Source organism: Pseudomonas sp. FYR_2, assembly GCF_043106425.1.
GTDB lineage: Bacteria > Pseudomonadota > Gammaproteobacteria > Pseudomonadales > Pseudomonadaceae > Aquipseudomonas > Aquipseudomonas monteilii.
On the sequence record NZ_JBICMM010000012.1, the window covers coordinates 39,469 to 53,864 of the forward strand.

15 protein-coding genes are annotated in these 14,396 nt (G+C 64.0%); 11 read left to right on the forward strand and 4 right to left on the reverse strand.

The window, feature by feature from the left end; all coding sequences use genetic code 11:
* Positions 1-3: 3 nt before the first annotated feature.
* Genes ACF8R4_RS02115 through ACF8R4_RS02130 form a run of 4 tightly spaced genes read right to left on the reverse strand, consistent with a single transcriptional unit; the run spans position 4 to position 3,456 of the window.
* A complete protein-coding gene (locus ACF8R4_RS02115) occupies positions 4-2,043 on the reverse strand; it encodes a methyl-accepting chemotaxis protein (RefSeq protein WP_223623663.1) in 2,040 nt (679 codons plus the stop codon).
* Between the two features lie 47 nt (positions 2,044-2,090).
* Entirely contained in the window at positions 2,091-2,645 is a 555-nt protein-coding gene (locus ACF8R4_RS02120; RefSeq protein WP_012274550.1) for a chemotaxis protein CheW, read from the reverse strand.
* Positions 2,642-3,007 carry a twitching motility response regulator PilH gene (gene pilH / locus ACF8R4_RS02125; RefSeq protein ID WP_016712413.1) on the reverse strand — a complete coding sequence of 122 codons (366 nt, stop codon included), beginning with the start codon at positions 3,005-3,007 and terminating at the stop codon, positions 2,642-2,644. The genes ACF8R4_RS02120 and pilH overlap by 4 nt, the downstream gene beginning before the upstream one ends.
* Positions 3,008-3,054: 47 nt before the next feature.
* The gene (locus tag ACF8R4_RS02130; protein ID WP_060501047.1) at positions 3,055-3,456 is read right to left on the reverse strand and encodes a PleD family two-component system response regulator; all 402 of its coding nucleotides are present in this window, start codon (positions 3,454-3,456) and stop codon (positions 3,055-3,057) included.
* Between the two features lie 153 nt (positions 3,457-3,609).
* Between ACF8R4_RS02130 and gshB the strand changes: the two genes are divergently transcribed.
* The 11 genes from gshB to phaC all read left to right on the forward strand — a co-directional run bounded on the left by gshB (position 3,610) and on the right by phaC (position 14,341).
* Positions 3,610-4,563 (forward strand): glutathione synthase, encoded by a 954-nt coding sequence (gene gshB / locus ACF8R4_RS02135; protein ID WP_060501049.1) that lies wholly within the window; start codon positions 3,610-3,612, stop codon positions 4,561-4,563.
* Between the two features lie 91 nt (positions 4,564-4,654).
* The gene (locus ACF8R4_RS02140) at positions 4,655-5,560 is read left to right on the forward strand and encodes an energy transducer TonB (protein WP_164525151.1); all 906 of its coding nucleotides are present in this window, start codon (positions 4,655-4,657) and stop codon (positions 5,558-5,560) included.
* 358 nt (positions 5,561-5,918) lie between these two features.
* Positions 5,919-6,488 carry a YqgE/AlgH family protein gene (locus ACF8R4_RS02145; protein ID WP_164525152.1) on the forward strand — a complete coding sequence of 190 codons (570 nt, stop codon included), beginning with the start codon at positions 5,919-5,921 and terminating at the stop codon, positions 6,486-6,488.
* Positions 6,488-6,913, forward strand: a complete 426-nt coding sequence (gene ruvX, locus ACF8R4_RS02150) for a Holliday junction resolvase RuvX (protein ID WP_016489546.1) — start codon at positions 6,488-6,490, stop codon at positions 6,911-6,913. The genes ACF8R4_RS02145 and ruvX overlap by 1 nt, the downstream gene beginning before the upstream one ends.
* Before the next feature lie 49 nt (positions 6,914-6,962).
* On the forward strand, positions 6,963-7,481 hold the full coding sequence (gene pyrR, locus ACF8R4_RS02155) for a bifunctional pyr operon transcriptional regulator/uracil phosphoribosyltransferase PyrR (RefSeq protein ID WP_104833832.1): 519 nt from the start codon (positions 6,963-6,965) through the stop codon (positions 7,479-7,481).
* A gap of 12 nt (positions 7,482-7,493) precedes the next feature.
* A complete protein-coding gene (locus ACF8R4_RS02160) occupies positions 7,494-8,498 on the forward strand; it encodes an aspartate carbamoyltransferase catalytic subunit (RefSeq protein ID WP_011536054.1) in 1,005 nt (334 codons plus the stop codon).
* Complete coding sequence (locus ACF8R4_RS02165) at positions 8,495-9,766, forward strand: dihydroorotase (protein WP_392491596.1); 1,272 nt, start codon at positions 8,495-8,497, stop codon at positions 9,764-9,766. The genes ACF8R4_RS02160 and ACF8R4_RS02165 overlap by 4 nt, the downstream gene beginning before the upstream one ends.
* Positions 9,767-9,978: 212 nt before the next feature.
* A complete protein-coding gene (gene hslV / locus ACF8R4_RS02170; protein WP_003249309.1) occupies positions 9,979-10,509 on the forward strand; it encodes an ATP-dependent protease subunit HslV in 531 nt (176 codons plus the stop codon).
* Between the two features lie 76 nt (positions 10,510-10,585).
* Positions 10,586-11,929 carry an ATP-dependent protease ATPase subunit HslU gene (gene hslU / locus ACF8R4_RS02175; RefSeq protein ID WP_060500589.1) on the forward strand — a complete coding sequence of 448 codons (1,344 nt, stop codon included), beginning with the start codon at positions 10,586-10,588 and terminating at the stop codon, positions 11,927-11,929.
* Positions 11,930-12,015: 86 nt separating this feature from the next.
* Entirely contained in the window at positions 12,016-12,393 is a 378-nt protein-coding gene (locus ACF8R4_RS02180) for a gamma-butyrobetaine hydroxylase-like domain-containing protein (RefSeq protein ID WP_060500591.1), read from the forward strand.
* A 268-nt stretch (positions 12,394-12,661) separates the two neighbouring features.
* On the forward strand, positions 12,662-14,341 hold the full coding sequence (gene phaC / locus ACF8R4_RS02185; protein ID WP_392491599.1) for a class II poly(R)-hydroxyalkanoic acid synthase: 1,680 nt from the start codon (positions 12,662-12,664) through the stop codon (positions 14,339-14,341).
* The last annotated feature ends 55 nt before the right edge of the window (positions 14,342-14,396 follow it).

Sequence of the window (14,396 nt, forward strand, 5' to 3'; positions counted from 1 at the left end):
TCCTCAGCGCGGCGCATCGGTGGGGCTTTGCGCAGGTGGCGGCAGGGTGAAACCGGACACCGAACGGCGCATCTCGCTGGCCATGCGGGCCAAGTGGCGGATGCTGTCGGCGGTGGCACCGGAGCCGGCGGAGGTTTGCGCGGTAATCTGCTGGATCACCGCCATGGTGTGGGAAATCTGCCCGGCCGACGAGGTCTGCAACTGGGCGGCGTCAGAGATGCTGTGGATAAGATCGGCCAGGTTCTGCGATACCCCTTCGATCTCGGCCAGCGCCACCCCGGCATCCTGCGCCAGGCGAGCGCCACGCACCACTTCGGCGGTGGTCTGCTCCATGGAGATGACTGCCTCGTTGGTGTCGGCCTGAATGGTACGCACCAGCGCCTCGATCTGCCGGGTGGCCGACGACGAGCGCTCTGCCAGGCGCTGCACTTCGTCGGCAACCACGGCAAAACCACGGCCAGCCTCGCCGGCCAGCGAGGCCTGGATGGCCGCGTTGAGTGCAAGGATGTTGGTCTGATCGGCAATGTCGTCGATCAGGCTGACGATGTCGCCGATTTCCTGGGAAGACTCGCCCAGGCGTTTGATCCGCTTGGCGGTGTCCTGGATCTGCTCGCGAATGTTGTCCATGCCGTTGATGGTGTTATGCACCACCTCGTTACCCTTGTTGGCGATGGCCACCGAGCGCTCGGCCACCTTGGCCGACTCGTAGGCATGCGCCGAAACCCGGTCGATCGACTCGACCATGTCGCCGACCGCCTCGGAGGCCTCGCTGATCTGCTCGGCCTGGTGCTCGGAAGCCTTGGCCAGCTGGCGGGCGGTGTTCTGGGTGTCCTGTACGGCAGCGGCAACCTGCACGGCGCTGTGGTTGATGGTGGCGACCAGGTCGCGCAGCTGGTCCACGGAATAGTTGATCGAATCGGCAATGGCGCCGGTGAAGTCTTCGGTCACCGATACGGTCACGGTCAGATCGCCATCGGCGAGCTCTTCGATTTCATCCAGCAGACGCATGATTGCCTGCTGGTTGCGTTCGTTCTTTTCTGCCGTTTCGCGCAGCTGGCGGTTGGTGGTGCGCACCATGACCAAGCCGATGAGGATGATCGAGGCCAGCGCCAGCAGGCCCAAGGCATAGCCGCCAACGGTATCGAGGGTGCGTCCACCGGCCAGGTTCTCGAAACCGTTGGCCAGGTGTGACGCCTCGTCCAGCAGGGTTTGCGACAGGCTGAAGATGTTGCCCGCGGCCTCACGCACGCGGAACAGTTCGGGCGAGGTTTCGAGAATTTCGTCGACCGAGCCCGCGACGAACTGGAACAGCTCGGCGATTTCGGCCAGGCGTGCACGGGCATCGGCGTCCTCTACACGGGTTACCTGGATGGCCGCGTTACCACTGAGCATCCCCTCCAGCACCTGGCCAAAGCGCCCGGCATCGCGGCCAAAGGCATCCGCCGCCTGAGCGGCGGTATCGTCACCCGCCAGCACGGTGTTGACCGAGCCGAGGATGCGCTCGGCCAGCAACAGTTGGCGCTGCGCCACCGCCACCTGGTTGGCCGGAGCGCCGCTTTGCAGCAGGATCTCGACCACTTTTTCGTATTCCACCTGCAACTGCGGCACGGTTTCGGCCAGCGTGGCCGCTACCTGGTGCAGCGACAGCACGGTCTGCTCACTGGCCAGGATGGTGTCGGTATTCTTGCGCAGGTTTTCCCAGTCGCGGCGTACCGCTTCCATCTCGTCTCGCACCGTAGGCGGCGCAGCCGGCAACCCGGTGGACTTGTCACCCTGGCGCAGGTAGCCCCAGCGCCGCTCGAAGTCGTTGCGTGCATCCGACAGCAGCTTGAAGGCCAGGGCCTTGCCCGCGGCGGCTTCGGTGGCGTTCTTGGCAATGCGCTGAGACAGCACCCGCAGCTCGCCGGCATGGCCGATGTACTGCTTGTCGTAGTTGGACTGGGTGTTCAGGTAGGCAAAGTTGGCGAACAGCAGGATGATCGACAGGATCAGGATCAGAAACAGCACGGTGATCTGCGCGATGCTGCGGGTACGTGGGGTCACGGTGGTGGCAGTGACGGGGGTGGCAGGCTTGTTCACGTTCGCAGGTCCTATAACGCCACATCAAGAAAGCCCGGCGCCTGGGCCAAGGCGAAGGGGCTGAAAATTGCCCAGTTGCGTTCACGCGGGAAGTGCCCCTGCACGAAACGTGCAGCGGCGCGGATCAATGGCTGCGGCGGCGACAGTTGCAGGCTGTCGAGGGCGAAGTGTTGCAGGCCAAGTACCTCGTCCACCAGCAAACCAACGAACAGGTCGTCGTGGTCCAGCACCAGCACCCGCCGCTGCTTGCCCGGCGCGGCGTGGCCCAGGCCGAAGAAGCTGCTCAGGTCCATCACCGGCAACAGCCGGCCACGCAGGTTGGCCACCCCGCACACCCACGGTTGCACACCCGGGACGCGGCTGCTGCGCGGTTCGCGCAGTACCTCGGCCACCTCCCCCATGGGCGCGACGAACCACTGCCCGGCAATGCGAAAGCCGATACCGCTCCACTGTTGCAGGCGGTTGTCCTGCGGGGGCTGGTCGGCGACCAGCAGGCGGCAGCGCCGGTCGATGTCCAGCAACAACTCGAAGGCGGTCAGCGACGCGCCTTGCGGGCGGGTGGTCAAGCCCCCAGCACTTCTTTGAGCTTGGCGATCAGCGCGTCTTCTTCCACCGGTTTGGTCAGGAAGTCACGGGCGCCCTGGCGCGTGGCCCAGATGCGGTCGGTTTCCTGGTCCTTGGTGGTGACCACGATCACGGGGATGGCGGCGGTTTCCGGGTCCTTGCTGAGCTGGCGGGTGGCCTGAAAGCCGTTCATGCCGGGCATGACGATGTCCATCAGCACCGCGTCGGGCTTGTCCTGCCGGGCCAGCGCCACGCCATCGGCACCGTTGCTGGCCTTGAGCACCTGGTAGCCGTGCTTTTCCAGCCACTCGGTCAAGCGGTACATCTCTGTCGGCGAGTCGTCGACAATCAGAACTCGGGCCATGCTGTTTCCCCATCAGAAAAGTAAGGCCGTGCCATGGCGGGGCACGGTCAGGGTGCGGGTTGTTGGGTTGCGGCAAAACCGGGCACGTGGGCGCGGATCGCATCGAGCAGTTCTTCTTTGCTGAACGGCTTGGTCAGAAACTGATCAGAACCGACCACCCGGCCGCGGGCTTTGTCGAACAGGCCGTCGCGCGACGACAGCAGGATGACCGGCGTGTCCTTGAAAGCACTGTTGTGCTTGATCACGGCGCAGGTCTGGTAGCCGTCCAGGCGCGGCATCAGCACATCGACGAAGATGATGCCGGGCTGGTGGTCGACGATCTTGGCCAGGGCATCGAAGCCATCGCTGGCGGTGATCACCTCGCAGCCCGCTTCACCGAGCAACATCTGTGCAGTGCGGCGGATCGTGCGGGAATCGTCGATCACCATCACCTTCAGGGGTTGTTCCATAGACGCCTACCAATGGAAATTAGCTGCATTTTTAGCACACTCCGGGTGGCCATTCCATCTGCGCCGCCCCTTGACCGGCGGCGTTTGCGGCGCCACCCTGAGCCACTTTTCTTTCGAGCCATCGCGGCACCTGCCGCCAAGAGGAACCACCCCATGAGCGTACGCCTCGGCATTGTCATGGACCCCATCGCGTCCATCTCCTACAAGAAGGACAGCTCGCTGGCCATGCTGCTGGCCGCCCAGGCACGCGGCTGGAGCCTGTTCTACATGGAACAACAAGACCTGTACCAGGGCGAAAGCAAGGCCCGCGCCCGCATGCGCCCGCTGAAGGTGTTTGCCGACCCGGCGCACTGGTTCGAACTGGGCGAAGAGCAGGACAGCCCCCTGGCCGAACTGGACGTGATCCTGATGCGCAAGGACCCGCCGTTCGACATGGAATTCGTCTACAGCACCTACTTGCTGGAACAGGCCGAAAATGATGGCGTGCTGGTGGTCAACCGCCCGCAGAGCCTGCGCGACTGCAATGAGAAGATGTTCGCCACGCTGTTCCCGCAGTGCACCACGCCGACCCTGGTCAGCCGCCGCCCGGACATCATTCGTGAATTCGCGGCCAAGCATGCCGATGTGATCCTCAAGCCGCTGGACGGCATGGGCGGTACATCGATCTTCCGCCACCGGGCTGGCGACCCCAACCTGTCGGTGATCCTGGAAACCCTGACCGCGCTGGGCACCCAGCAGATCATGGCCCAGGCCTACCTGCCGGCGATCAAAGACGGTGACAAGCGGATCCTGATGATCGACGGCGAGCCCGTGGACTATTGCCTGGCGCGCATCCCGGCCAGCGGCGAAACCCGCGGCAACCTGGCCGCCGGCGGCCGTGGCGAGGCCCGCCCGTTGACCGACCGCGACCGCTGGATTGCCGCCCAGGTGGGCCCGACCCTGCGCGAAAAGGGCCTGCTGTTCGTGGGCCTGGACGTGATCGGCGATTACCTCACCGAAATCAACGTCACCAGCCCTACCTGCATCCGCGAAATCGATGCCGCCTACAACACCGATATCGGTGGCAAGTTGATGGATGCCATTGATCGCAAGCTGAAGGCGCGCTGACAGCCAACGCGAAGCAAAACCGCAGAGTGGGGTATGATGCCGGTCCTATTCGACTGAGCTGCTGCCCCGCCCTGCGGTTGCTGGATACCTGATGACGCTGCCCGCTGACATCCCCGCCACCCTGCTGTCTCCCCGTGTTCGCCCGGTGGACCGGCTTGGCTTTACCCTGTTCCTGGCTGCCCTGGTGCACCTGGCGCTGATCCTTGGCGTCGGCTTCAGCGTGGTCAAGCCTGCCGAAATCCGCCACACCATGGACATCACCCTGGCCACCTTCAAGAGCGAGAAACCGCCCGAGAAGGCCGATTTCCAGGCCCAGGACAACCAGCAGGGCAGCGGCACCCTGGACAAGAAAGCGGTGCCCACAACCACTGAATTGGCACCGTTCCAGGACAGCAAGATCAACAAGATCACCCCGCCGCCTGCCGCCAAGCCCGAGGTGGTGCCGCCCCCTACCCCACAAAAGTCGGCGGTAGTGACCACAGCGCCCAAGCCGCAGAAGGTTGAGCCCAAACCCAAGGAAAGCAAGCCACAGCCCAAGCCGGCGGCGCCAGCGCCAGACTTCGACAGCTCGCAGCTGTCCAGCCAGATCGCCAGCCTGGAAGCGGAGCTGTCCAACGAACAGCAGATGTACGCCAAGCGGCCGAAGATTCACCGGCTGAATGCTGCATCGACCATGCGCGACAAGGGCGCCTGGTACAAGGAAGAGTGGCGCAAGAAGGTCGAGCGGGTGGGTAACCTGAACTACCCCGACGAAGCGCGCCGGCAACAGATTTACGGCAATTTGCGGATGATGGTGTCGATCAACCGCGATGGTTCGTTGTATGAGGTGCTGGTGCTGGAATCGTCGGGGCAGCCGGTGCTGGACCAGGCGGCGCAACGTATTGTGCGACTGGCGGCGCCTTTTGCGCCGTTTACCGGGGATCTGGCCGAGTTTGACCGGCTGGAGATCATTCGTACCTGGCGGTTTGCCCGTGGGGACCGTTTGTCCAGTAATTGAATGCAGGCTTGGGCGTTGGGCTTGAGATGTGTGGTGGCGCGGAGATCGAGCGCCGCCCGCGCGGCGCATCGCGAGCTGCGCTCGCTCCTACGTTTGTTTCCGGCCAGTAACGCCTGTGACAGCCGCGCGCGACCGCCTTGTATGTACGACGCAATATTGCGCCATGCGCCAAAGCGTACGCGCGCAAATCCCGCAGGAATAATTGGCCCGAAACAAACGTAGGAGCGAGCGCAGCTCGCGATGCGCCGCGCGGGCGGCGCTCGATCTCAAAGGCGCCAAAAACCTAAAGGCAGGCGTCAACCAAACGACACAAATCCGCACCTTGTCAGCCTCGCCACCTGGCGCCACACTATCCCCCATGAAAACCCTCGCCCCGAGCTACCTCAAGCATCAGTTCCTGATCGCCATGCCGCACATGGCCGATCCGAACTTCGCCCAGACCCTCACGTACATCGTCGAGCACAACGAGCATGGCGCCATGGGGCTGGTGGTCAACCGGCCGCAGGAGCTGAACCTGGCCGACATCCTCGAGCAGCTGCGCCCGGATGAAACACCACCGGCCAGCACCTTGCAGGTGCCGATCTACCAGGGTGGTCCGGTGCAGACTGACCGCGGCTTCGTGTTGCACAGCACCGAGTGCAGCTTCCAGGCCACCGTGGCGCTGGAAGGGCTGGCGCTGACCACGTCGCAGGACATCTTGCTGGCCATCGCTGCCGGGGTAGGCCCGAAACAAAGCCTGATCACCCTGGGTTATGCCGGCTGGGAAGCCGGACAGCTGGAAGCAGAGCTGGCCGACAACGCCTGGCTCAACTGCCCGTTCGACCCGGAAATCATCTTTGGCCTGGCCAGCGACCTGCGCCTGGACGCCGCCGCCGCCAGCCTGGGGATCAACCTGAACCTGCTGACCAGCCAGGCGGGCCACGCCTGATGGCCGAACTACGCCTGCTGCTGGGTTTTGACTACGGCAGCAAACAGATCGGTGTGGCCGTTGGCCAGGTCATTACCGGCCAGGCCCGCGAGCTGTGCACCCTGAAGGCGCAGAACGGCGTACCGGACTGGGCTCAGGTGGAAAAGCTCATCAATGAGTGGAAACCCGACGCCATCGTCGTCGGCCTGCCGCTGAACATGGACGGCACGCCCAGCGAAATGAGCGCCCGCGCCGAAAAATTCGCCCGCCGCCTGAATGGCCGCTTCAACCTGCCCGTGCACACCCACGACGAGCGCCTGACCACCTTCGAGGCCAAAGGCGAGCGCATGGCCCGTGGCGGCCAGCGCGGCAGCTACCGCGACAACCCGGTCGATGCCATCGCCGCCGCCTTGTTGCTACAAGGCTGGCTGGAGGCCAATACCTGATCATCTTTGCCGCCGGGCCCGCCCGGCGCACCCTTCCGAGGAGCCCGCAATGAGCCTACCCAATCCCGCCGAGCTGATCCGGCAGATGGCTGTCGACCTTCGCGTCCACCTGGCCCGCCGCAACATCAGCGAGCCACGTTACATCGGCATCCGCACCGGCGGTGTCTGGGTTGCCCAGGCCCTGCAGGAAGCCATGGGTGATACCAGCCCCATGGGCACCCTGGACGTTTCGTTCTACCGCGACGACTTCAGCCAGAACGGCCTGCACCCGCAAGTGCGCCCGTCCGAGTTGCCGTTCGAAGTGGAAGGCCAGCACCTGGTGCTGGTGGATGACGTGCTGATGAGCGGCCGCACCGTGCGCGCTGCGCTCAACGAACTGTTCGATTATGGCCGCCCGGCCAGCGTCACCCTGGTCTGCCTGCTGGACCTGGATGCCGGCGAACTGCCGATCCGCCCGAATGTGCTGGGTGCCACCCTGTCGCTGGCCGCCCATGAACGGGTAAAATTGACCGGACCCGCACCGCTCGCCCTCGAGCGCCAGGACCTCGCCTCCGCTTCCGCCCTTTAAGAGTCCCCCGCGATGACGCCATTCGACGCCAAGCGCCCGCTGCAGCTCAATGATCAGGGCCAGCTGCGCCACTTCCTCTCGCTGGACGGTTTGCCCCGCGAACTGCTCACCGAAATTCTCGACACCGCCGACTCCTTCCTGGAAGTTGGTGCCCGGGCAGTGAAAAAAGTCCCGTTGCTGCGCGGCAAGACCGTGTGCAACGTGTTCTTCGAGAACTCCACCCGTACCCGTACCACCTTCGAGCTGGCAGCCCAGCGCCTGTCGGCCGACGTGATCAGCTTGAACGTGTCGACCTCCTCGACCAGCAAGGGCGAGACCTTGTTCGACACCCTGCGCAACCTCGAAGCCATGGCCGCCGACATGTTCGTCGTGCGCCACTCCGACTCCGGCGCCGCACACTTCATCGCCGAGCACGTGTGCCCGGACGTTGCCGTGATCAACGGCGGTGACGGCCGCCATGCGCACCCGACCCAGGGCATGCTCGACATGCTCACCATCCGCCGCCACAAGGGCAGCTTCGAGAACCTGTCGGTGGCCATCGTCGGCGACATCCTGCACTCGCGCGTGGCCCGCTCCGACATGCTGGCGCTCAAGGCGCTGGGTTGCCCGGATATCCGCGTGATCGGCCCGAAAACCCTGATTCCGATTGGCATCGAGCAGTATGGCGTGAAGGTGTACACCGACCTCGCCGAAGGCCTGAAAGACGTCGATGTGGTGATCATGCTGCGCCTGCAACGCGAGCGCATGGCAGGTGGTTTGCTGCCCAGCGAAGGCGAGTTCTACCGCCTGTTCGGCCTGACCACCGCACGCCTGGCCGGGGCCAAGCCCGACGCCATCGTCATGCACCCGGGCCCGATCAACCGGGGCGTGGAAATCGAGTCGGCGGTGGCCGACGGCAAGCACTCGGTGATCCTCAACCAGGTCACCTACGGCATCGCCGTGCGCATGGCCGTGCTGTCCATGGCCATGAGCGGGCAGAACGCGCAACGTCAATTCGACCAGGAGAACGCCCAGTGACCCTCAGTATTCTCGGCGCCCGGGTCATCGACCCCAAGACAGGCCTGGATCAGGTGACCGACCTGCACCTGGACGGCGGCCGCATTGCCGCCATCGGCACTGCCCCGGCCGGCTTCAGCGCCAGCCGCACGATCCAGGCCGATGGCCTGGTTGCCGCGCCCGGCCTGGTCGACCTTGGCGTGTCCCTGCGCGAGCCGGGCTACAGCCGCAAAGGCAACATCGCCAGTGAAACCCGCGCGGCCGTGGCGGGTGGTGTCACCAGCCTGTGCTGCCCGCCGCAAACCAAGCCGGTACTGGACACCTCGGCCGTGGCCGAGTTGATCCTGGACCGCGCCCGCGAAGCCGCCAACAGCAAGGTCTACCCGATCGGCGCCCTGACCAAAGGCCTGGAAGGCGAACAACTGGCCGAGCTGGTAGCCCTGCGCGACACCGGTTGCGTGGCCTTTGGCAACGGCCTGAAGGAAATCCCCAACAACCGTACCCTGGCCCGCGCCCTGGAATACGCCGCCACCTTCGACCTGACCGTGGTGTTCCACTCCCAGGACCGCGACCTGTCCCAGGGCGGCCTGGCCCATGAAGGGGCCATGGCCAGCTTCCTCGGCCTGCCGGGCATTCCGGAAACCGCCGAGACCGTGGCCCTGGCGCGCAATCTGCTGCTGGTGGAACAGACCGGCGTGCGTGCTCACTTCACCCAGATCACCAGCGCCCGTGGCGCGCGGCTGATCGAGCAGGCCCAGCAGCTTGGCCTGCCGGTGACCGCCGATGTGGCGCTGTACCAACTGATCCTTACCGACGAGTCGCTGCGTGAGTTCTCCAGCCTGTACCACGTGCAGCCACCGCTGCGCACCGCCGCCGACCGTGACGGCCTGCGTGCGGCGGTGAAGTCGGGCGTGATCCAGGCGATCTCCAGCCACCACCAGCCGCACGAACGCGATGCCAAGCTGGCACCGTTCGGCGCCACCGAGCCGGGTATCAGCAGCGTCGAGTTGCTGCTGCCACTGGCCATGACGCTGGTGCAGGACGGCCTGCTCGACCTGCCGACCCTGCTCGCCCGCCTGAGCAGCGGCCCGGCGGCTGCACTGCGCCTGCCGGCCGGTGAGCTGAAAGTGGGTGGCGCGGCCGACCTGGTGCTGTTCGACCCTCAAGCCTCCACCGTTGCCGGCGAGCAGTGGTTCTCGCGTGGCGAGAACTGCCCGTTCATCGGCCACTGCCTGCCGGGTGCCGTGCGTTATACCTTGGTCGATGGGCATGTTTGCCACGAGGCCTGAGTAACCTTCTTCGCGGGCACGCCCGCTCCCACAGGATCACCACTAACCCAAGGCATGTGGTAACCCTGTGGGAGCGGGCATGCCCGCGAATGCCCTCGCACGGTTCCCCCTGCCAAGCGCGACCATTCATCCCCCACGGTTGAAATCCTCCCCCCCACCCCCATATGAGTCTGCATCAGGCACTTTCGCCCCGCTGCGTGGAGACTCTCCCCTTGACCACCATCGTTTCTGTCCGCCGTAACGGCAAAGTCGTCATGGGTGGCGACGGCCAGGTATCCCTCGGCAACACCGTGATGAAAGGCAACGCCAAGAAAGTGCGCCGCCTGTACCACGGCCAGGTCATTGCGGGCTTCGCCGGTGCCACCGCCGACGCCTTCACCCTGTTTGAACGCTTTGAAGGCCAACTGGAAAAACACCAGGGCCACCTGGTCCGCGCCGCCGTCGAGCTGGCCAAGGAATGGCGTACCGACCGCTCCCTGAGCCGCCTGGAAGCCATGCTGGCTGTGGCCAACAAGGACGCGTCCCTGATCATCACCGGTAACGGCGACGTGGTCGAACCCGAAGACGGCCTGATCGCCATGGGTTCCGGTGGCGCCTACGCCCAGGCCGCAGCCCGCGCCCTGCTGAACAAGACCGACCTCTCGGCCCGTGAAATCGCCGAAACCGCCTTGAACATCGCCGGTGACATCTGCGTGTTCACCAACCACAACCTGACCATCGAGGAGCAGGACCTGGCCGACTGATTCAGCTGTTCTGGCGCCCCTTCCCAGTGACGGGGCTTTTCCACGCTGATTCATCTGCCCAAGGACCGTATTGACCATGTCCATGACCCCCCGCGAGATCGTCCACGAACTCAACCGCCACATCATCGGCCAGGACGACGCCAAACGCGCCGTGGCCATTGCCCTGCGCAACCGCTGGCGCCGGATGCAGCTGCCTGCCGAGCTGCGTGCCGAAGTCACCCCGAAGAACATCCTGATGATCGGCCCTACCGGCGTCGGCAAAACCGAAATCGCCCGTCGCCTGGCCAAACTGGCCAATGCGCCGTTCCTCAAGGTCGAAGCCACCAAGTTCACCGAAGTGGGCTACGTGGGCCGTGACGTCGAGTCGATCATCCGTGACCTGGCCGATGCCGCGCTGAAGATGCTGCGCGAGCAGGAGATCATCCGCGTGCGCCACCGCGCCGAAGATGCCGCCGAAGACCGCATCCTCGATGCCCTGCTGCCACAGGCACGGGTGAGCAGCTTCGCCGAAGAAGCCGCACAGACCAGCACCGATTCCAACACCCGCCAGCTGTTCCGCAAGCGCCTGCGTGAAGGCCAGCTGGACGACAAGGAAATCGAAATCGAAGTGGCCGATGCCGTGGGCGTCGAAATTGCCGCGCCACCCGGCATGGAAGAAATGACCAACCAGCTGCAAAGCCTGTTTGCCAACATGGGCAAAGGCAAGCGCAAGGCGCGCAAGCTGAAGGTGAAAGAAGCGCTGAAGATGGTGCGCGATGAAGAAGCGAGCCGCCTGGTCAACGAGGAAGAGCTCAAGGCCAAGGCCCTGGAAGCGGTCGAGCAGCATGGCATCGTGTTCATCGACGAAATCGACAAGGTTGCCAAGCGCGGCAACGTTGGCGGTGCTGACGTGTCCCGTGAAGGCGTACAGCGCGACCTGCTGCCGTTGATCGAAGGCTGCACCGTCAACACCAAGCTGGGCATGGTCAAGACCGACCACATTCTGTTCATTGCCTCGGGTGCATTCCACCTGAGCAAGCCAAGCGACCTGGTGCCCGAGCTGCAAGGCCGTCTGCCGATTCGCGTGGAACTGAAGGCACTGACCCCGGAAGACTTCGAACGCATCCTGCAAGAGCCGCATGCCTCGCTGACCGAGCAGTACCAGGCCCTGTTGAAAACCGAAGGCCTGAACATCGCGTTCCAGGCTGACGGCATCAAGCGCCTGGCCGAGATTGCCTACCAGGTGAACGAGAAGACCGAGAACATCGGTGCACGTCGCCTGCACACCCTGCTTGAGCGTTTGCTCGAAGAGGTGTCGTTCAGTGCTGGCGACCTGGCCAGCACCCACGACGAAACGCCGATCCAGATCGACGCTGCCTATGTGAACAGCCACCTGGGTGAGCTGGCGCAGAACGAAGACTTGTCGCGTTACATCCTGTAAGTCCGCACGGGGCCGCTTTGCGGCCCCTTGCACATTCCTCCAAATCTCCAGAAGCTGTACTTCATCAGCTCCCGAGAGATTCCCCCATGGCCCGTCTACCTACCGCCATCAACCTGCACAAAGCCTCGAAAACCCTCACCCTCACCTACGCCCCCGGCGAGGTGTACACCCTGCCCGCCGAATTCCTGCGCGTGCATTCCCCCTCCGCCGAGGTCCAGGGCCACGGCAACCCCATCCTGCAATTTGGCAAGATCAACGTCGGCCTCGTCGGCCTGGAACCTGCCGGCCAATATGCACTGAAAATGACCTTCGACGACGGCCATGACAGCGGCCTGTTCACCTGGGAGTACCTTGAACAGCTGTGCCTGCGCCAGGAACAGTTGTGGGCCGAGTACCTCGACGAACTGCACAAGGCCGGGAAATCCCGCGATCCGGCCGAATCGGTCGTGAAACTCATGCTCTAGCGCAAGGGCTGCAGGGTTTAGAGCGCATTTTCTAAATTCATCTGTTTGAATGACTTACAGACAGCCCAGTGAAGGGCTGTCTTGCGCATTACATGAAAGTCGGGTAACCAATGGGTGTGGCAAGTTCCCTGCATCATTTTGCAGGCAGTCAGAACCCCCGCAGCACCGCTGTTCCTTATCACTGGTCACCCGAGTAGCAGTACCGGGCTCAGGGCTGTGCTCCTGTCACAGCAACCGGTACTCGTCTCAGGACAACGGAGCGTCGTAGATGAGTAACAAGAACAACGATGAGCTGCAGCGGCAGGCCTCGGACAATACCCTGGGGCTGAACCCGGTCATCGGCATTCGCCGCAAGGACCTGTTGAGCTCGGCACGTACCGTGCTGCGCCAGGCCGTGCGCCAACCGCTGCACAGCGCCAAACATGTGGCCCACTTTGGCCTGGAGCTGAAGAACGTGCTGCTGGGCAAATCCAGCCTGGCCCCGGAAAGCGACGACCGTCGCTTCAATGACCCGGCCTGGAGCAACAACCCGCTGTACCGCCGCTACCTGCAAACCTACCTGGCCTGGCGCAAGGAGCTGCAGGACTGGATTGGCAGCAGCGACCTGTCACCGCAAGACATCAGCCGCGGCCAGTTCGTCATCAACCTGATGACCGAAGCCATGGCACCGACCAATACCCTGTCCAACCCGGCAGCGGTCAAACGCTTCTTCGAAACCGGTGGCAAGAGCCTGCTCGACGGCCTGTCTAACCTGGCCAAGGACATGGTCAACAACGGCGGCATGCCCAGCCAGGTAAACATGGACGCCTTCGAAGTGGGTAAGAACCTGGGCACCAGTGAAGGTGCCGTCGTGTACCGCAACGATGTACTGGAGCTGATCCAGTACAGCCCGATCACCGAACAGGTGTATGCCCGCCCGCTGCTGGTGGTGCCGCCGCAGATCAACAAGTTCTATGTGTTCGACCTGAGCCCGGAGAAGAGCCTGGCGCGCTACTGCCTGCGCTCGCAGCAGCAAACCTTCATCATCAGCTGGCGCAACCCGACCAAGGCCCAGCGCGAGTGGGGCCTGTCCACTTACATCGATGCGCTCAAGGAAGCGGTCGATGCCGTGCTGGCCATTACCGGCAGCAAGGACCTGAATATGCTCGGTGCCTGCTCCGGCGGCATCACCTGCACCGCACTGGTAGGCCACTATGCCGCCCTCGGTGAGAACAAGGTTAATGCCCTGACCCTGCTGGTCAGCGTGCTGGACACCACCATGGATACCCAGGTTGCGCTGTTCGTCGACGAGCAGACCCTGGAGTCTGCCAAGCGCCATTCCTACCAGGCCGGCGTACTGGAGGGCAGCGACATGGCCAAGGTGTTCGCCTGGATGCGCCCCAACGACCTGATCTGGAACTACTGGGTCAACAACTACCTGCTCGGCAACGAGCCGCCCGTGTTCGACATCCTGTTCTGGAACAACGACACCACACGCCTGCCGGCCGCCTTCCACGGCGACCTGATCGAAATGTTCAAGAGCAACCCGCTGACCCGCGCGGACGCCCTGGAAGTGTGCGGCACCCCGATCGACCTGAAGAAAGTGCAGTGCGACATCTTCAGCGTTGCCGGCACCGCCGACCACATCACCCCGTGGCAGTCGTGCTACCGCTCGGCGCACCTGTTTGGCGGCAAGATCGAGTTCGTGCTTTCCAACAGTGGCCATATCCAGAGCATCCTCAACCCGCCAGGCAACCCCAAGGCACGCTTCATGACCGGCGCCGATCGCCCAGGTGACCCGGTGGCCTGGCAGGAAAACGCCACCAAGCATGCCGACTCCTGGTGGCTGTACTGGCAGAGTTGGTTGAGCGAACGTGCCGGGGAGCTTAAAAAGGCGCCGACCCGCTTGGGCAACCGCGCCTATGCCGCTGGCGAAGCCTCACCGGGTACCTACGTTCACGAGCGTTGAGTGGCCTTGCCGTGGCCGCCACCGGCGCGCCACGGTGCTTTTTTCACCGAAGAGT